Origin of the sequence: Bradyrhizobium sp. 17, assembly GCF_023073515.1 — a bacterium.
Taxonomy (GTDB): Bacteria; Pseudomonadota; Alphaproteobacteria; order Rhizobiales; family Xanthobacteraceae; genus Bradyrhizobium; species Bradyrhizobium canariense_D.
In genome coordinates, this window is the sequence record NZ_JADPJQ010000074.1 from 37836 (window position 1) to 54981 (window position 17146).

Sequence of the window (17146 nt, forward strand, 5' to 3'; positions counted from 1 at the left end):
CCGGCCGCCATTGCCGGACCGTCCTAGACCTCACCACCGATACGTCAGCTTGCCGATGGCCTTGCGTCCCTCTGCGTAGAAGCAGCCCGACAGGCTGTAACAGGCGGCGACGTAGCGGGTGTCGGCGAGATTGGTGACGTTCAGCGACAGGCGCCAATTGTCCCTGGTGTAGGCGAGCAGCGCGTCCAGCACGGTCGCGGATCCGACCTTGAATGTATTGGCGTCATCGCCCCAGGTCGCGCCGACATAGCGGACGCCGCCGCCGAACTGCAGGCCCGCGAGCGGCCCGGTCTGAAGCGTATAGTCGTTCCACAGCGAGGCGCGGTTGAGCGGCACGGTGACCGGCGCCTTGCCGACATTCACCGGATCCTGCGTGACGATTGCATCGACATAGGCATAGGCCGCGCGCAGGTTCCAGCCGTCGGCGAGCGACATCGTGCCTTCGAGCTCGAGGCCGCGCGATTTCACTTGACCGGTCTGCTCGGCAATGTTGAGCGGAGGCGCAAAGGTGACGACGTTGTCGCGCGTCAGGTCGAAGGCGGCGAAGGTGAACAGCGCGTTCCATCCGAGCGGCTGGTACTTGACGCCCACCTCGTACTGCACGCCGGTCTCGGGATTGAGCAGCTGTCCGCTCGGGCCGGTCGCGAGCACCGGCAGGAACGATTCCGAGTAGCTGAAATAGGGCGCGATGCCGTTGTCGAAATTGTACATCATTGCGGCGCGGCCGGTGAAGGCCGACGCATCCTTCGCGACCGACGTATTGAAGATGCCGCTGCCGACCTGCGTCGTTACAAAATCCTGGCGGCCACCGAGCTGGAACGAGAGCCGGCCGAGCTTGATCTGGTCCTGCGCGTAGAGGCCGACCTGCGACTGCTTGACCCCGGTGTCGTCGCTCATGGCGCCCATGGTCCAGTCGTAGCTGTAGACCGGGCTGAAGACGTTGATCTCGGGCGCGGACGTCGTGACGCCAAAGGCGGTGTCGCGGAATCTGGTGTTGCGATAGTCGATCCCGACCAGCGTGGTGTGGCTGAGGAAGCCGGTGGTGAATTTGCCCTGGAGCTGGTTGTCCACGGCGAAGGAGTCGATGTAGGAGTTGCTGTAGCTGCCGAAACGGGCGAGCTGTCCCGCGGCCTCGTCGGTATAGCCTCCGCCGAAAAACACCTTCTCCTCGTTGTGCTGGTAGGCGTAGCGCAAATTCTGCCGGAATGTGATGTTGTCGGTGAAATTGTGCGAGAGCTGGTAGCCGGCGGTCGCGATCTCGGTGTTGAACGCGTTGAAGCTCGGCACGCCCGAAGAACGAGACCGGGATGGTGCGGCCGTTGTTTGGCCACACCGTGCCCGAGGCCGGCAAGAACTGGAGGCCCCACCCTGCCCGGTCGCGCTGGTAGTTGGCGAGGATCGTGATGGTGGTGTCATCGTTCGGCTTGAACGTGACGGCGGGCGCGACGAAGACGCGGTTGTCCTTGGTGAAGTCGACCTGGGTTTCGCCGTCGCGCACCACGCCGGTCAGGCGCCACAGCACGGTGCCGTCCTTGTTGGCGGGACCGCCCATGTCGAACTGGCCCTGATAGCGGTTGAAGCTGCCGCCCGAGATCGAGACCTCGCCGAACTGCTGGGCCGTCGGCAGCTTGGTCACGTAGTTGAGGATGCCGCCGGTGCCGCTGCCGCCATACATCGCCGAGGATGGGCCCTTGAGAACCTCGAGACGCTCGGCGCCATAGGGATCGAGGCCGTTGAAGTGCACGTAATTGCTGGAGGGAATCCGCAAACCGTCGACATAGAGGCCCGACATGGTGGTGTCGAAGCCGCGGATCTGGAGGGCGCCGAAGCGCGTGTCCGAGCCGCCGTTGACGTCGCCGCTGACGCCGGCGGTGTAGCGCAACGCCTCGCCGATCGAGACCGCGCCCTGGTTCCTGACCTGGTCGGTCGTGACGACGGAGACGGACTGCGGGGTTTCGATCAGCGGCGTATCCGTCTTGGTCGCGGTGCCGCTGCGCGTCGCAACGAAACCGCGCACCGGACCATTGGAGCGTTCACCGGTGGCGTCGTTCGAGGATGCCGACTGGGTTGGCGCAGCTTGCTGCGACGGAGAGCGACGATTGGCGCGCGCGGTGCGTGTCGCCGCTGACTGTCGCGTTGAGGCGACCGCTGCAGGCCGGGCGCGCTGAGCCGGGGCTTCGACGGTGACGGCGGGGATCTGCGTTTGCGCCTCCACGGCACCGAAGGGAACGACGAGAGCAAATGTGCTGGCCGCTCCGAGGAAGAGAGTCTGTATCTGTCGACGACGCGTGTCGGCACGCGAAGCAAGTTGGAAATCGGTCACGTTTGTCGAGGCCCCACGCACTGCCGGCTTCGCCGGTATCGTTTTTGATGCCTCGCCCTAACGCAGGCGATTTCGGAGTGCGATAGGAACTGCGTTAGAATTTCTCCAGACGCGTGCGCAACGCGTGCGACGAATGCACTCAGTCGTGTCTCGAAGTTTGGAATGCTTCCAGACCGACAAGAACCTGCTTGTTCGAAATGTCTTAAACGGCGTCAGCGATGTCGCAGCCGGCGATTAACCCGGCGCGCGAGATAATCGCCGGCGCTCTGCACGAGCTGCACCAGCGCGATCAGCACCACGACGACGGCCAGCATCATCTCCGGCATGAAGCGCTGATAGCCGTAGCGGATGCCGAGATCGCCCAGGCCTCCGCCTCCGACGGCGCCGACCATGGCGGAATAGCCGAGCAGGCTGACAACCGCGAGCGTCAGCGCCAGCAGAAGACCCGGCAGCGCTTCGGGGATCAGCACCTTGAGCACGATCTGCATCGGCGAGGCCCCGAACGAGGACGCCGTCTCGATCAGGCCGCCATCGACCTCGCGGATCGCGGCCTCGACCAGGCGCGCGATGAACGGCGCCGATGCGATCGTCAACGGTACGATCGCGGCCGTCGATCCGATCGAGGTGCCGGCCACCAACCGCGTGAACGGGATAATGGCGACGACCAGGATGATGAAAGGCGTGGATCGCGTCGCGTTGACGACGGCACCGAGCACGCGATTGACGATGGGCGCCGCGAACAGCTCGCCTTTCCGGCTGGTCGCGAGAAAGACGCCGAGCGGCAGGCCGAAGGCGGTGCCGATCAGCGCGGCGAGCCCGACCATGTACAGGCTCTCGCCGGTCGCCTGGATGATCAGGTTGATGAGTTCAGGCGACATAGCCGAGACGCTCCGCGGGGAATTGATATTGTGAAAGCCAGGCCAGCGTGCGCGTCGTCGCGTCCTCGCCGCCGGACATGCCGAGAGGGATACCAAGCGTCAGCGAGCCCACATGCTGGCCGCCGATCTCGTCGATGCGGGCCGACAGCAGCGACACGTCGAGGCCGAGCTCGCGCGCCAGCCGCGCCACCATCGTGTCGCCGGCCCCTGCCCCGCGCACCTTGACGCGGATCACGGCCTGTCCGGCCGGAGGCTGCTCCGAAACGATCCGGCTCGCCAGCGACACCGGCAGGCTGTCTCCGATTACTTCGGCCAGGAAGGATTGCGTGATCGGATGCTTGGGGTAGGTGAAGATGTTGGCGACATGGCCGCTCTCGACGACGCGGCCGGCATCGAGCACCACGACATCCCCCGCAAGTTGGCGCACCACGGACATCTCATGGGTGATCAGTACGATGGTCACGCCCAGCTCGCGGTTGATGTTCGCGAGCAGATCGAGGATCGCCCGCGTGGTCTGCGGATCGAGCGCCGAGGTCGCCTCATCCGACAGCAGCACGCTCGGCCGCGTCGCGAGCGCACGGGCAATGCCGACGCGCTGCTTCTGGCCGCCGGAGAGTTCTGACGGGTAGCGATCGTGCTTGTCTGCGATGCCCACCAGCGCAAGCAGCTCGGCCACGCGCGCGCGGATATCGGCCTTGGCCCAGCCGGCGATCTCCAGCGGCAGCGCGATGTTGGCGGCAGCGGTGCGGGAGGACAGCAGATTGAAGTGCTGGAAGATCATGCCGATCGAGCGCTGCGCCAGCCGCAAGTCGCGGCCCGAGAGCGCCGAGATATCTCTGTTATCGACGACGACGCGGCCCGTGGTCGGCCTCTCCAGGCCGTTGATGAGCCGGACCAGGCTCGATTTGCCGGCGCCGGAGCGGCCGATGATTCCGGTGATCGAACCGCGCGGGATGGCGAAGTCGATGTTTTGCAGGGCATTGACGCCGGGCTTGCCGCGATAGGCCGGATAGGTTTTCGAGATGCCTTCGAAGCGGACCATCGCGTCGGACGCAGTCGCGGCAGGTGAGATCGCGTGAGCTGAGATCGCGTCAAACTTTTCGATCGGCTGTCCGATCGCGAGCGACGGGTGGACGTTCATGGAGGCGGCCTTCATGCACAATAGTTCCCTTGCCCCTGGGCATCCGGGAACGGTCGCATCAAGCGACGGAGAGTGAAACCGCGATGAGGACTCGGCTGGAGCGCGCTGCACCGCAGCACGCACAATCGCCCTTTCGGGTCGCTCTGGCAATGTCAGATATTTGCGGGGAGTTGGACGAAGTTTTTCAAATGTCTTCCCGCTGAAGAAAATTCATCTGCCGCCGCATTGCCTCCCGCCCGACTCAGTGGACCTGCAACCAGGGCCATACGATCAGCAGGAGCCCCGCGAAATAGAGCATCCCAAAGATCAGCCCAAAACCCCAGAACTGACCCTTGCCGATATAGCCGCTCCCGAAATACATCGGCGCCGGCCCGGTCGCGTAAGGCGAGATCACCCCCATCAGGCCGAGCGAATACATGCAGAGCATGGCGAGCGTCGTGACTGGTAGGTCGGGGATGCCGGATCCGACCGCGAGCACCACGGGCAGCACGGCGGCGGCATGCGAGGTGATGCTCGAGAAGAAATAGTGGATCCAGAAGAACAGCGCGACCAGCAGGAGCATTGCGGTCGACGGCGACAGCCCGGCGAGCGGCTTTGCGTATTCGGTCGCGAACCATTTGATGAAGCCGATCTCGTTGAGGCCCGAGGCCAGCGTCAGCAGCGAGGTGAAATAGAAGAACACCTCCCAGGCGCCCTTCTCGGCGACGATGTCGGCAAACTCGATCACGCCCGTCACCAGCATCAGCGAGATCACGATGAACACGACGGTGGTGGCGTTGACGAAATTCGAGCCCAGAAGCGGCACGCGGATGTCCGGGCTCGAGCCCGCGATCCACAGGAACATCGCGAGCAAGATCAGCGCCAGCATGATCCATTCATTGCGCGACATCGGGCCCATCTCCGCGAGCTCCTTCGATGCCCATTCGGAAATTTCCGGGCTGCTCTTCACCTCGGGGCGGCAGACCGCGTAGCTGAGCAGCGGGACCAGCACCATCAGGAGCAGGCCGAGCGGCGCAAAGCCGATGAACCACTGCGCCCAGCTGACGTCGATTCCGGCGGTCTTCTTGGCGATGGCGAGCGCCGCTGCATTGGGCGCCAGCGCGGTGAAGAACAATGAGCTGGTGACGGCGGTCGACGCGAACGCGGTCCACATCACGTAGGTGCCGATCTTGCCGGCAGTCGGTCCTGGCTCGGAGCCGTAGATGCGCGGGATGTTGCTGATGATGGGATAGACGATGCCGCCGCTGCGCGCGGTGTTGGACGGTGTCGCCGGCGCCAGCAAGAAGTCCGACATCGCCACCGCATAGCCGAGACCTAGCGTGTTGGTGCCGAGCTTTTGCACCAACACGAGCGCAATACGCCGGCCCAGCTGGCTCTTGCGGTACCCGATCGAGAACACGAAGGCGCCGACGATCAGCCACACCGTGCTCTCGGCAAAGCCCGCCAGCATCCAGCGCAGCGATTTGGTCGGATCGGGATCGATATAACCGCCGACGCCGGCAACCGTCAGCCCGATCAGGCCGACCGCGCCGACCGGCATCGATTCCAGGATGAGCCCGGTGATGACGGCCGCGAAGATCGCAAAATAGTGCCACTGATTGGCGTTGAGCCCTGCGGGCACCGGCCACAGATAGATCAGCAGCCATACCGCGAGCGGCGCGATCAGCTTCCAGCGAAACCCTTTCGCCTCGGGTGCCTGCGTGCCAGTGGTCATGGGCCCTCCCCCTCGATCGTCATTGTCGTCTGCCGGCCCGTTGATCGGGCCTATTTTGTCCCAGCGCCGCGTATACGGATAGTCCGCGGCGCAATCAATGCTTGGCCGGCTTCTACCGCCCTCTGAACTTCGGTTTGCGTCGCGTCAGGAACGCCTCGACGCCCTCCTTATGGTCCTCGCTAAGGCTTGCCAGGGCGAACTGGTCGACGTCCATGTGGCTGGCGAGATTATCCAGCGCATGCGCCAGCCGGTTGACCGTGAGTTTCGTCATGGCAACGGAGAGCGGCGGCTGCGCTGCCACCTTGCGCGCAAGCTCCATCGCGGCATCGAACGCATGGCCGGGATCGACCACCTGCTCGACCAGGCCCCACTCATAGGCCTCATCCGCGCTGATGCGCTGATCGGCCAGGACCACCGCCTGCTTGGTGCGCGCCGGGCCGATCAGATGCAGCATGCGCGGAATGCTCTGCCAGCTCATGTTCATGCCGAGGCCGATCTCGGGCACGCGCAGATGGGCATCGCGTCCCATGACGCGGAGGTCGAGCGCGACGGCCAGCGCCACGCCGCCGCCGACGCAAAACCCCTCGATGGCGGCGATCGTGATCTGCTCCATCTCCTGCCAGGCGTGGGTCAGGCGCGGTCCGAGCTTGAGATGCCGCCGCAGCGTGCCGAGGTCCATGTCCTTGCGCGCGCGGCCTTCGGCATCCTTGAGGTCGAAGCCGGCGCTGAACGCAGCCGCGCTGCCTGTCAGCACCACGGCAGAGGTTGCGGCGTCATCCTCAAAACTGCGCGCGGCCGCGGTGAGCTGGCGTAAAGCCTCTGGCGATAGCGCATTGATGCCGTCGCCGCGGTCGAACCGCACCACCGCAATCCGTCCCTCCGGCCCGAGGCCCTTCTCGATCTTGACATAGTCAGGCAACGCAAACTCCCCTGGTCTTGGTCTTCCTGGCGCTCACAGATGCCCGGTGCGCCGATGTTCGGGTTCGCTTCCATGGACCGGAAACCGGATCGTGGTCCCGATGGTGATCCAGTTGGCATTTTCGCCGGTGATGTTGCGGCCGTAGATCAGATCGACGGAGAATATCTCGTTCGGTCGGTAGCGGACACCGGTCTGGAAACGCGGCTGCACGATGCTTGCGACCTCGGCGGCGCCGGCCTGCCCGTACGCCTCGATCGTCCATTGCAGCGTGTCGGTGAATTTCCAATCGAAGCCGATGCCGTAGGTCAGGTAATGGCGATCCACCGTCCGATCCCAGAGCCAGCCGCCGTTGACGTTGATGCGCATGGTCTCCGACAGGCGGAAGGTCGCGGGGATGACGGCAAAGGCGGATAGCGCCTCGCCGGTCGCCGCGTCGAACGATCCTCCGCCATAGGCCGACAATCCCCACCGGCCGATTCCGGTCGGGGCGAAATTCGTCTTGGCTTTTGGCGCGATTGTCGTGCTCCAGTCGCCGCCGCTCCGGGCCCGGATGGTCTGCAGGCTCAGCTCGATCGGCCTGAAGGGATCGACGACACACGAGGGATTGGCGACCGCCGAAAAATCCGTGTTGGAAGCCGCCGACAGCCAACTTTCCACCTTGCAGGAGCCCACATCGGAAATGTCGGCGGCATCGACCGCATAGGCGCCATTCGCGGCGCGCGCATCCTGCGCCGCGAATGCGCCAAGAGCCGCGATTGCGACGGTTATTCCGGTTCTTGCAGCCCAGCCCATGGTGCGATGTTAGCAGAGTCTTCGCCTCGACAACGCCCGGATTCTGGGACTATCTTCGCCCCATGAGCGACCATCATCACCACGATCACGACCATTCCGAGCTGTCGGAGACCGAGCTGCGCGTGCGCGCGCTCGAGACGATCCTGACCGAAAAAGGCTATGTCGAGCCGGCCGCGCTCGACGCCATCATCCAGGCCTATGAGACCCGGATCGGCCCCCATAACGGCGCGCGCGTTGTCGCCAAGGCCTGGAGCGATCCGGCGTTCAAGAAGGCACTGCTGGAGGACGGCTCGAAGGCGATCGGCACGCTCGGCCATGTCAGCCGCGTCGGCGACCACCTCGTCGTGGTCGAGAACACGCCGCAACGTCACAACATGGTCGTGTGCACGCTGTGCTCCTGCTACCCCTGGGAAATGCTGGGGCTGCCGCCGGTCTGGTACAAGGCCGCGCCCTATCGCTCCCGCGCGGTGAAGGACCCGCGCGGCGTGCTCGCCGATTTCGGCGTGCAAGTCGCCAAGGACGTTGAAATCCGGGTATGGGATTCGACCGCCGAAACGCGCTTTCTGGTGCTGCCGATGCGCCCCGCAGGGACCGAAGGCTGGAGCGAGGAGCAGCTCGCCGAGCTGGTCACGCGCGATTCCATGATCGGCACCGGCTTTCCCAAGGCGCCGGGGGCGCCGTCATGAACGGCGTGCACGACATGGGCGGCATGGACGGGTTCGGCAAGGTCGAGCCCGAACCGAACGAGCCGGTGTTCCACGAGGAATGGGAGTCGCGTGTTCTCGCCATGGTACGCGCGATGGGCGCGGCCGGCGCCTTCAACATCGACACCTCGCGCTTCTATCGCGAGACGATCCCGCCGCATATCTATCTCTCGAGCTCCTACTACAAGAAATGGTTTCTCGGGCTCGAGGAGATGCTGATCGAGAAGGGCTACCTCACTCGGGAGGAAGTCGCCGCCGGCCACGCGATGCAGCCGGCCAAGGCGCTCAAGCACGGCAAGTTTGATCTCGGCCAGGTCGAGCGCATCATGGTGCGCGGCAAGTTCGCCCGCCCTGCCCCGGCGCCGGCGAAATTCAAGATCGGTGACAAGGTCCGCGCGAAGAACATTCACCCGGCGACCCACACCCGCCTGCCGCGCTACGTGCGTGGTCATGTCGGAATCGTCGAGCTGAACCATGGCTGCCACGTGTTTCCGGACTCGGCGGCGATGGAGCTCGGCGAGAATCCGCAATGGCTCTACACTGTCGTGTTCGAGGGCCGCGATCTCTGGGGCGCGGACGGCGATCCGACCTCGAAAGTCTCGATCGATGCGTTCGAGCCGTATCTGGACCCGGCGTGATGAGCAGCACGGCTGCTGCTGCCGCGACGGCAGCGATCCCGAGCATTCCGCGCGACGATGACGGCCCGGTGTTCCGCGCGCCCTGGGAGGCGCACGCCTTCGCGATGGCGCTGACGCTGCACGAGCGCGGCGTGTTCACCTGGCCCGAATGGGCGGCAGCCCTGGCCTCCGAGATCAAGCGCGCGCAGGCGGCCGGCGATCCCGATACGGGCGAGACCTACTATCTCCATTGGCTCGCCACGCTGGAGGGGCTGGTCGCGCGCAAGGGCGTTGCGTCTGCGGAGACGTTGCATCGCTACCGCGACGCCTGGGACCACGCGGCCGATCGCACCCCGCACGGCAAGCCGATCGAGCTGAAGGCGGAGGATTTTGCGCCGTAGTCCCTTTGCGCGTTGCTTGGGTACACTCTAATCCCAACCAACACTGTCATTCCCCGCGAAGGCGGGGAATCCAGTACGCCGCGGCCTGTCGATTATCGCTACCTTCTCGGAGTACTGGATCACCCGCTTTCGCGGGTGATGACACCGAGTCTATGGTATCACCGTCCCGCCACGTACTCCCGCCACCCCTTCGCCCGCAGGCTGCACGCCGGGCATTCTCCGCAGCCGTATCCCCAATCATGCTGCGCGCCGCGTTCGCCGAGGTAGCAGGTGTGCGACTGCTCGCGGATGAGGTCGACCAGCCCGTCGCCGCCGAGGTCATGGGCGAGCTTCCACGTCGCGGCCTTGTCGATCCACATCAGCGGGGTATGCAGCTCGAACTTGCGGGCCATGCCGAGCGACAGCGCGGCCTGCATCGCGCGGATGGCGTCGTCGCGGCAATCGGGATAACCGGAATAGTCGGTCTCGCACATGCCGCCGACGATGTAACTGATGCCGCGCCGATAGGCCAGCGCCGCGGCGAAAGTCAAAAACACCAGATTGCGGCCGGGCACGAACGTGTTCGGCAGGCCGTCGGCGCCCATCGCAATCGCGACGTCGCGCGTCAGCGCCGTCTCGGACACGGCCGCCAGCGTCGGGATCGCTAGCGTGTGGCTCTCCCCGAGCCTGGAAGCCCAATCCGTGCGCAGGCCCTTGATGCCGTCGAACAGCCGGTCGCGGCAGGCAAGCTCGATGGCGTGGCGCTGCCCGTAATCGAACCCAAGCGTCTCCACGTGCGCAAAACGATTCAGCGCCCAGGCAAGGCAGGTGGTGGAATCCTGGCCGCCGGAAAACAGCACCAGCGCGGTTTCGGATGAAGATGCGTCAGTCATGGCCCGCGCTTTAGCACTGCGCACGCGGCTCGCCAATCTGGCGCGCCAACCGGTGGAAATCACCCTGTTCCGCCGCGCTACGCTGGGAACGGGGGCGCTTTTGGCATAAGGCTTGAGAGCCAGGAGAATGCCCGCAATGACCCCTTCCCGCGACATTTCCCGCCTGATCGAGATCATGGCGGCGCTGCGCACGCCGGTGACTGGCTGCCCCTGGGACCTCGAGCAGAATTTTGCGACCATCGCCCCCTATACGATCGAGGAAGCCTATGAGGTGGTCGAGGCCATCAGCCGCGGCGATCTCGACGATCTCTGCGAGGAGCTCGGCGACCTCCTGCTGCAGGTGGTGTTCCATGCTCAGATGGCCGAGGAGCAGAACGCCTTTGCCTTCGGCGATGTCGTCGAGGCCATCACCCGCAAGATGATCCGGCGCCATCCGCACGTCTTCGCCGACAAGGAGGGCAATCTCGCCTCCTCCCACGTCAAGGAAGTCTGGGACCGCATCAAGGCCGAGGAGAAAGCCGAGCGCGCCGCGCGCCGGCCACCCCAGGAAGCGCCGTCCCACAAGTCGCTGCTGTCAGGCGTGAAGGCCGGCCAGCCCGCCCTGACGCGCGCCATGGAGCTGCAGCGCAAGGCCTCCACTGTCGGCTTCGACTGGAACGATCCGCGCGCGGTGCTGGCAAAAATCCGCGAGGAAGCCGACGAGATCGAGGCCGCACTCGATCGCAACGACAGCGAGGGGTTGGCGGAAGAGACCGGCGACCTGATGTTCGCGCTGGTCAACCTCGCCCGCCATGTCGATGCCGATCCGGAAGCCGCGCTGCGGGCGACCAACACGAAGTTCGAGCGGCGGTTTGCCTATATCGAACGGGCGCTGGAGGCGCAGGGGCGGACCCTCGAGCAGGCGTCGCTGGCGGAGATGGACGCGTTGTGGAATGAGGCGAAGAGTGCGAAGCAGTCGTCACCAGAGGAGCGCAAGCAAGCCGGCCGCTAACTCGGCCGGGACGACACTAACTACACGGACAGTCGCGGCACGGCATCGAACCGGTTCACCACGATATCCCGCTTGGTCTCGTCCACCCGCACCGTCATGTCGAAGCGGCCGTCGTGCAGCTCTTTCGCCAGCACTTCGGAATTCCGATGCAGCCAGCTGATGCCGGCGCCGTCGGAGGCATCGATGGAGAGGTCGAGCGTGATGCGCTTGGCGGCCAAGCGCTCCTCGATCGCGGCGAGCAGCGCGTCGACCCCTTCGCCCGACACGGCCGACACCAGCATCGCGGGATGGTCCTCCGGCCTGCGCGCGGCGATATTCAAGAGTTCTTCGCGCTGTTCGGGACCATAACGGTCGATCTTGTTCCAGACCTCAATGATGCGGCCTGAATCATCGGGATTGATGCCGAGCTGGCGCAGCACCGCGTCGACGTCGCTCTGCTGCGCCTCGGCATCGTCGTGCGAGATGTCGCGCACATGCAGGATGACGTCGGCCTCCAGCACCTCCTCCAGCGTGGCGCGGAAGGCGGCGACGAGCTGCGTCGGCAGATTGGAGATGAAACCGACGGTGTCCGACAGCATCGCCTTGCCGCCATGCGGCAGGGTGAGCGCGCGCAGGGTCGGATCCAGCGTGGCGAACAGCATGTCGGCGGCCTGCACGTCGGCGCGGGTCAGGCGGTTGAACAGCGTCGATTTGCCGGCATTGGTGTAGCCGACCAGCGCCACGACGCGGTACGGCACCCGCTGGCGGCCTGCGCGATGCAGGCGGCGTGTGGCCTGCACCTTCTTCAGTTCGCCCTCGAGCTTGGAGATGCGCTCCTGGATCAGGCGGCGGTCGGCTTCGATCTGCGTCTCGCCGGGACCGCCCATGAATCCAAAGCCGCCGCGCTGGCGCTCGAGATGGGTCCATGAGCGCACCAGGCGCGAACGTTGATAGTTGAGATGCGCGAGCTCGACCTGGAGCGAGCCTTCCTTGGTCTTGGCGCGGCGGCCGAAGATTTCCAGGATGAGACCGGTGCGGTCGAGCACCTTTGCCTGCAACTCCTTCTCGAGGTTGCGCTGCTGGATCGGCGCAAGCGCGCAATCCATCACCACGAGTTCGACGTCGAGGCTCTTGGCGAGCGCGGCGATCTCCTCGACCTTACCCTTGCCGATATAGGTCGCAGGGCGGATCTGGCTGATCGGCGCGATGATGGCGTCGGCAACGACGAGATCGATCGCGCGCGCGAGGCCGGCGGCTTCGTCGAGCCGGGCTTCCGCGTCACGCACGACATGAGCTTCCGATTGCGCGTCGGCACTGCCTGCGCGCACCCGCAAATAGGGACCGATGACAAGCACCGGCCCCGTCTGCGTACCCCCTGCCGACCGCGGACGGTCGGCATCCCCGTCGAAATTCCGGGGTTCCAATCAGATCACTCTCAAGCCGGCTGATCCTCACCGCCTTCGAACAGCTGGATCGGAGCGCCCGGCATGATGGTCGAGATCGCATGCTTGTAGACGAGCTGCGAGTGACCGTCGCGCCGAAGCAGCAAACAGAAATTGTCGAACCAGGTCACGATGCCCTGGAGCTTCACTCCGTTGACCAGAAAGATCGTCAGTGGCGTTTTGGTTTTGCGAACGTGATTAAGGAAGGTGTCCTGCAGGTTTTGTGCGCGGTCTGCCGCCATTGTTTTTTTCTCGCTTTGAGTTTCTTTTTATTGCGCCGGTTGCGGCCCTCTTTTGAAACTCGGGGTCCTCGTCCGGTTGCCGTCCCTCATGAGATCCCCCTCGGGGGGACAGCGGTTCAATTAGAGGACAGGTAGGCTTATTAGGCAAGCCGCTTCACGCGGCAGCCCATGCCGTATTGCCCCGAAAAACTACGGAAATCGATGATTTTCCTCGCCTATTCCAACGACGTCGCAGCGTTAGCCGACGCCGAGCGCCTTCAACTTCCGGTGCAGCGCCGAGCGTTCCATGCCAACAAACTCGGCCGTGCGAGAAATATTTCCTGAAAAACGGCTGATCTGTGCAATCAAATAGTCGCGCTCGAACACTTCGCGGGCTTCGCGCAGCGGCAGGCCCATGATGTGCTCGCCATTGTTGCTGGTCGGCATCGCGGGCACCATGGAGCCGACATCCTGCGGCAGCATGTCGGCAGTGATGATGACTTCCGGCCCGCCAGCGGCGAGAATCATGACTCTCTCAACGTTGTTGCGGAGCTGGCGCACATTGCCCGGCCAGACATGCGACTGCAGTACCGCCATCGCGTCCTGGCCGATCTGCCGCTTGGGCAGGCCGCTGCCCGCGGAGATCTGCTCCATGAAATAGTCGATCAATTCCGGAATGTCTTCACGCCGCTCCGACAATGCGGGCACGCGGATCGGCACCACCGAGAGCCGGTGATAGAGGTCCTCGCGGAAATGACCGGCCGCGATTTCCTCTTCGAGGTTGCGCGCGGTGGAGGAGATGATGCGGACGTCGACCTGCACCTTGCCGTTGCCGCCGACGCGCTGGAACGACTGCTCGACCAGCACGCGCAAGATCTTGTTCTGGGTCTCGCGCGGCATGTCCGCGATCTCGTCGATGAACAGCGTGCCGCCATGAGCCTCTTCGAGTGCGCCGGGCTTGCGCGCGTGCTCGCCGTTGGACTGCTCGATGCCGAACAGCTCGTGCTCCATCCGCTCGGGCGTGATCGCAGCGGCGTTGATGACGACGAAGGGGCCGTCGGCGCGGCCCGAGGCCGTGTGCAACGTGCGGGCGGTCAGTTCCTTGCCGGCGCCCGCGGGGCCGACGATCAGGATGCGGCTGTTGGCCTTGGCCGCACGCTCGATGGTCTGGCGCAGCTGGTTCATGCTGGGCGAGCGGCCGACCAGCGAGCTTGCGCTCGGCGCGAGTTGCTTCAGCTCCTTGACCTCGCGCTTGAGCCGCGAGTTCTCCAGTGCACGGTTCGCGACCAGGATCAGCCGGTCGGTCTTGAACGGCTTCTCGATGAAGTCGTAGGCGCCACGCTTGATCGCGGCGACCGCGGTCTCGATGTTGCCGTGGCCGGAGATCATCACGACCGGCAGATCGGGGTTGTCCTTCTTGACCTGCTCCAAGAGCTGTAAGCCGTCGAGCTTGGAGCCCTGCAGCCAGATGTCGAGGAACACCAGATGCGGCCTGCGGTTGGCGATCTCGGCGAGCGCCGTATCGCTGTCGCGCGCGGTCCGGGTCACGAAGCCCTCGTCTTCGAGGATGCCCGCAACGAGATCCCGAATATCGGCCTCATCATCGACAATCAGAATTTCACTTGCCATGGATCGCCTGTTTTCTCAGCTGCCTGTTGAGGCTTTGATCTTCGTTGAATCATTGGTCTTTTCAGCCGGCTCTTTGGTTTCGACGGCCGCCTCTTTTGTTTCCGGATCCTTGAGGGATTGCGTGGCCGTTTCGCCGCTTTCCGGCTTGGTCGTTGCCGCGGCTGCCGGTTCGGCCCCCTCGCTTTTCGCGGGAGCGCCGGCGATCGCAAAACGCATCCGCATCCAGGCGCCGCGCTGGCCCTCGCGGAAGTCCGAGGCATCCTTCAGCTCGATGCGCCCGCCATGGTCTTCCAGCACGCGACCGACGATCGCGAGCCCAAGGCCGGTGCCTTTGGCGCGTGTCGTCACATAGGGCTCGAGCAGGCGCGAGCGCGCCACCTTGGGCAGGCCGATGCCGTTGTCGACGACGTCGATCAGCACGTCCTCGCCCTCGCGCGAGACCACGACGTCGATCCGGCCTTTGCCGAGCTCCTCCAGGGGGACCTGCTCGATCGCCTCGGTGGCGTTCTTGACGATGTTGGTGACGGCCTGCGAGATCAGCCGCCGGTCGAACTGGGCGCGCAGCGGGTCTTCCTTGAACTCGGCCTCGATATCGATCTCGGGGTGGGCGACCTTCATCAGGAACACCGCCTGCCGCACTGTGTCGGCGACGTCCTCACCCTCCATGACCGGCTTAGGCATCCGCGCAAAGCGCGAGAACTCGTCGACCATGCGGCGGATGTCGTCGACCTGACGCACGATGGTGTCGGTGCACTGTTCGAAGATCTGCTTGTCCTTGCCCTCGGTGATGTCCTTGCCGAATTTGCGGCGAATGCGTTCGGCGGAGAGCTGGATCGGGGTCAGCGGATTCTTGATCTCATGCGCGATGCGGCGCGCGACGTCGCCCCAGGCCGAGGTGCGTTGCGCCGAGACCAGTTCGGTGATGTCGTCGAGCGTGATGATGTAGCTGTCGTGCGGCTGGCTGGTCTTCTCGGCGCTGACGCGGACCGACAGATTGCGTTCCTGCCCGTCGCGCGTGATCGTGATCTGCCCCTGCACCAGGCGCTGGGTCCCTTCCCGCGCCGTCTTCATCATCTCTTCGAGCTCGGGCAGCACGTCGGAGAGCGGATGGCCGAGCGTCTCGGCTTCGGAGTGACCGATCAGCTTTTCGGCGGAACGGTTGAGAATGCCGACGCTGCCTGAGGTATCGACACCGATAATGCCGGCGCTCGCGGACGACAGCACCGCCTCGATGAAGCGGCGGCGGCTGTCGATGAGCTCGCTGGCGTTGACGAGCTCGTCGCGCTGGCTACGCAACTCCTCCGTCATCTTGTTGAAGGTCTCACCCAGCTGGGCGAGGTCGCCTTCCGACTGGTGCACCGGCACTTTCACATGGAGATCGCCCGTCGAGACCGTCTGGGCCGCGTTCATCAGGCGTCGGATCGGCGAGACCAGCGAGTTGGCGAAGTTGAGGCCGATCAGCACCGAGGCCATCAGGATGGTCAGCGCGATCACCGCGAACATCAGCGCGAACGCGACCTGGATGCCGAGCCGGCGCGACTCGATCTGGGCGTATTCGGCGACGCTGACCTCGGTCTGCTTGAGCTGGTTGACGACATTCGGATCGAGCGGCCGTGCGACGTAGAGGAATGTGTCACTGAAGGCGCGCAAGCGGACCACCGCGGCGACGAAGCTCGCATCGGGCAGCACCGCGATCTCGGGTTCGGATTCGTTGACGTTGCTGAGGAAGTCCGGTGCCGGCGGCGAATAGGCCAGCCGCATGCCGGTGTCGGCGGATTCGAGAATGTTGGTGTTCTTGTCGATGATCATCGCGCCCGGCAAATTGCGCGAGGCGGCGCTGGACGTCAGCAATTCGCGAAACGAGCGGCGATCCTGGTCGTAGAGCGGCCGCGCGTGGGCGATGTCGTTGGCCATGCCGAGAATGTCGCCCCGGATCAGCTGCGCATGGTCCTGCATGTAAGCCCGCGCGATCGTCAGTGAATTCTGGATCACCTCCTTGGTCGGGCCGGAGAACAGGCGGTCGAGGCCGCGCTCGATGGTGACGTTGGCGACGACGGCGACCAGCACCGCCGGCAGCACCGCCACGATCGAGAACAGGCTGACGATCTGGACATGGAGGCGCGCCGCCGCCCTGCCCCGCCGTCGCGCCAGGATCAGCTGCCAGAGCTCGCGGATGATGATGCCGACCAGCAGCAGGATGGTGGCTGCGTTGCTCAGATAGAACGAACGGACAACTTGCGGCGTCAGTTCGATGCTGGTGAGGCCGGTCAGGACCAGGAAGGTGAGCAAGGCCGACAGCAGCGCCAGCGCCACGGCGAACGGCGCCAGCCAGCGTCGCGCCGACCAACGCCGGGGCTCTTCTGCTGGGGCCGTGTCAAAGGATGCGGCCGAGGTGTCTGCGCTGGTCATTCCGGCAATGGGTGCTGAAAACGGGGGGGCCGCGGCGGGCGGCTACTGATGTATTCGTACCACATTGTTGCCGAATTGCGACAATTCCGCGGCGTCACCGCCGCGACCGACCCG

15 protein-coding genes and 1 pseudogene are annotated in these 17146 nt (G+C 64.8%); 4 read left to right on the plus strand and 12 right to left on the minus strand.

Features of this window, described 5'->3' with window-relative positions; all coding sequences use genetic code 11:
• Positions 1–30: 30 nt before the first annotated feature.
• From IVB13_RS15270 to IVB13_RS15295, 7 genes and pseudogenes are all read right to left on the minus strand, one after another.
• On the minus strand, positions 31–1416 hold the full coding sequence (locus IVB13_RS15270) for a TonB-dependent siderophore receptor (protein ID WP_345946428.1): 1386 nt from the start codon (positions 1414–1416) through the stop codon (positions 31–33).
• Positions 1417–1705: 289 nt separating this feature from the next.
• A pseudogene (locus IVB13_RS40420) lies at positions 1706–2344 on the minus strand (TonB-dependent receptor plug domain-containing protein); the annotation flags it as partial.
• A 191-nt stretch (positions 2345–2535) separates the two neighbouring features.
• On the minus strand, positions 2536–3201 hold the full coding sequence (locus IVB13_RS15275; RefSeq protein WP_018457839.1) for a methionine ABC transporter permease: 666 nt from the start codon (positions 3199–3201) through the stop codon (positions 2536–2538).
• Positions 3191–4357 carry a methionine ABC transporter ATP-binding protein gene (locus tag IVB13_RS15280; RefSeq protein WP_018457838.1) on the minus strand — a complete coding sequence of 389 codons (1167 nt, stop codon included), beginning with the start codon at positions 4355–4357 and terminating at the stop codon, positions 3191–3193. The genes IVB13_RS15275 and IVB13_RS15280 overlap by 11 nt, the downstream gene beginning before the upstream one ends.
• Positions 4358–4583: 226 nt before the next feature.
• On the minus strand, positions 4584–6056 hold the full coding sequence (locus tag IVB13_RS15285; RefSeq protein WP_018457837.1) for a DASS family sodium-coupled anion symporter: 1473 nt from the start codon (positions 6054–6056) through the stop codon (positions 4584–4586).
• 112 nt (positions 6057–6168) lie between these two features.
• Positions 6169–6975: an enoyl-CoA hydratase/isomerase family protein gene (locus IVB13_RS15290; protein ID WP_247368364.1), complete on the minus strand. Its 807-nt coding sequence runs from the start codon at positions 6973–6975 to the stop codon at positions 6169–6171.
• Positions 6976–7008: 33 nt separating this feature from the next.
• Positions 7009–7767 carry a hypothetical protein gene (locus IVB13_RS15295; protein ID WP_247368367.1) on the minus strand — a complete coding sequence of 253 codons (759 nt, stop codon included), beginning with the start codon at positions 7765–7767 and terminating at the stop codon, positions 7009–7011.
• A gap of 62 nt (positions 7768–7829) precedes the next feature.
• Between IVB13_RS15295 and nthA the strand changes: the two genes are divergently transcribed.
• From nthA to IVB13_RS15310, 3 genes are read left to right on the plus strand one after another with little or no spacing between them, the layout of a single operon-like run.
• Positions 7830–8453 carry a nitrile hydratase subunit alpha gene (gene nthA / locus IVB13_RS15300; RefSeq protein WP_085349816.1) on the plus strand — a complete coding sequence of 208 codons (624 nt, stop codon included), beginning with the start codon at positions 7830–7832 and terminating at the stop codon, positions 8451–8453.
• Positions 8450–9109, plus strand: coding sequence for a nitrile hydratase subunit beta (nthB, locus tag IVB13_RS15305; protein ID WP_018457833.1), 660 nt, complete (start codon positions 8450–8452; stop codon positions 9107–9109). The genes nthA and nthB overlap by 4 nt, the downstream gene beginning before the upstream one ends.
• Entirely contained in the window at positions 9109–9489 is a 381-nt protein-coding gene (locus IVB13_RS15310) for a nitrile hydratase accessory protein (protein WP_018457832.1), read from the plus strand. The genes nthB and IVB13_RS15310 overlap by 1 nt, the downstream gene beginning before the upstream one ends.
• A 158-nt stretch (positions 9490–9647) precedes the next feature.
• Here IVB13_RS15310 and queC read toward each other — a convergent pair whose 3' ends face one another.
• Entirely contained in the window at positions 9648–10361 is a 714-nt protein-coding gene (queC, locus tag IVB13_RS15315; RefSeq protein ID WP_018457831.1) for a 7-cyano-7-deazaguanine synthase QueC, read from the minus strand.
• A 136-nt stretch (positions 10362–10497) separates the two neighbouring features.
• On the opposite strand from queC, the gene mazG reads away from it, so the two are divergent.
• Positions 10498–11352 carry a nucleoside triphosphate pyrophosphohydrolase gene (gene mazG / locus IVB13_RS15320; protein WP_018457830.1) on the plus strand — a complete coding sequence of 285 codons (855 nt, stop codon included), beginning with the start codon at positions 10498–10500 and terminating at the stop codon, positions 11350–11352.
• Between the two features lie 20 nt (positions 11353–11372).
• On the opposite strand, the gene hflX is transcribed toward mazG, so the two are convergent.
• From hflX to IVB13_RS15340, 4 genes are all read right to left on the minus strand, one after another.
• Positions 11373–12755 (minus strand): GTPase HflX, encoded by a 1383-nt coding sequence (hflX, locus tag IVB13_RS15325; protein ID WP_247489437.1) that lies wholly within the window; start codon positions 12753–12755, stop codon positions 11373–11375.
• A gap of 11 nt (positions 12756–12766) precedes the next feature.
• Positions 12767–13015 (minus strand): RNA chaperone Hfq, encoded by a 249-nt coding sequence (gene hfq, locus IVB13_RS15330; protein ID WP_007591126.1) that lies wholly within the window; start codon positions 13013–13015, stop codon positions 12767–12769.
• A 237-nt stretch (positions 13016–13252) separates the two neighbouring features.
• On the minus strand, positions 13253–14623 hold the full coding sequence (locus IVB13_RS15335; RefSeq protein ID WP_007591127.1) for a sigma-54 dependent transcriptional regulator: 1371 nt from the start codon (positions 14621–14623) through the stop codon (positions 13253–13255).
• Positions 14624–14638: 15 nt separating this feature from the next.
• The gene (locus IVB13_RS15340; protein ID WP_018457828.1) at positions 14639–17032 is read right to left on the minus strand and encodes a PAS domain-containing sensor histidine kinase; all 2394 of its coding nucleotides are present in this window, start codon (positions 17030–17032) and stop codon (positions 14639–14641) included.
• Positions 17033–17146 lie beyond the last annotated feature (114 nt).

What these genes read in the sequence shown, in the direction of transcription:
- IVB13_RS15270 (WP_345946428.1), bottom strand. Translation starts at nt 1,416, where the DNA reads ATGACACCACCATCACGATCCTCGCCAACTACCAGCGCGACCGGGCAG.
- IVB13_RS15275 (WP_018457839.1), bottom strand. Translation starts at nt 3,201, where the DNA reads ATGTCGCCTGAACTCATCAACCTGATCATCCAGGCGACCGGCGAGAGC.
- IVB13_RS15280 (WP_018457838.1), bottom strand. Translation starts at nt 4,357, where the DNA reads ATGAAGGCCGCCTCCATGAACGTCCACCCGTCGCTCGCGATCGGACAG.
- IVB13_RS15285 (WP_018457837.1), bottom strand. Translation starts at nt 6,056, where the DNA reads ATGACCACTGGCACGCAGGCACCCGAGGCGAAAGGGTTTCGCTGGAAG.
- IVB13_RS15295 (WP_247368367.1), bottom strand. Translation starts at nt 7,767, where the DNA reads ATGGGCTGGGCTGCAAGAACCGGAATAACCGTCGCAATCGCGGCTCTT.
- nthA (WP_085349816.1), top strand. Translation starts at nt 7,830, where the DNA reads ATGAGCGACCATCATCACCACGATCACGACCATTCCGAGCTGTCGGAG.
- nthB (WP_018457833.1), top strand. Translation starts at nt 8,450, where the DNA reads ATGAACGGCGTGCACGACATGGGCGGCATGGACGGGTTCGGCAAGGTC.
- IVB13_RS15310 (WP_018457832.1), top strand. Translation starts at nt 9,109, where the DNA reads ATGAGCAGCACGGCTGCTGCTGCCGCGACGGCAGCGATCCCGAGCATT.
- queC (WP_018457831.1), bottom strand. Translation starts at nt 10,361, where the DNA reads ATGACTGACGCATCTTCATCCGAAACCGCGCTGGTGCTGTTTTCCGGC.
- mazG (WP_018457830.1), top strand. Translation starts at nt 10,498, where the DNA reads ATGACCCCTTCCCGCGACATTTCCCGCCTGATCGAGATCATGGCGGCG.
- hfq (WP_007591126.1), bottom strand. Translation starts at nt 13,015, where the DNA reads ATGGCGGCAGACCGCGCACAAAACCTGCAGGACACCTTCCTTAATCAC.
- IVB13_RS15335 (WP_007591127.1), bottom strand. Translation starts at nt 14,623, where the DNA reads ATGGCAAGTGAAATTCTGATTGTCGATGATGAGGCCGATATTCGGGAT.
- IVB13_RS15340 (WP_018457828.1), bottom strand. Translation starts at nt 17,032, where the DNA reads ATGACCAGCGCAGACACCTCGGCCGCATCCTTTGACACGGCCCCAGCA.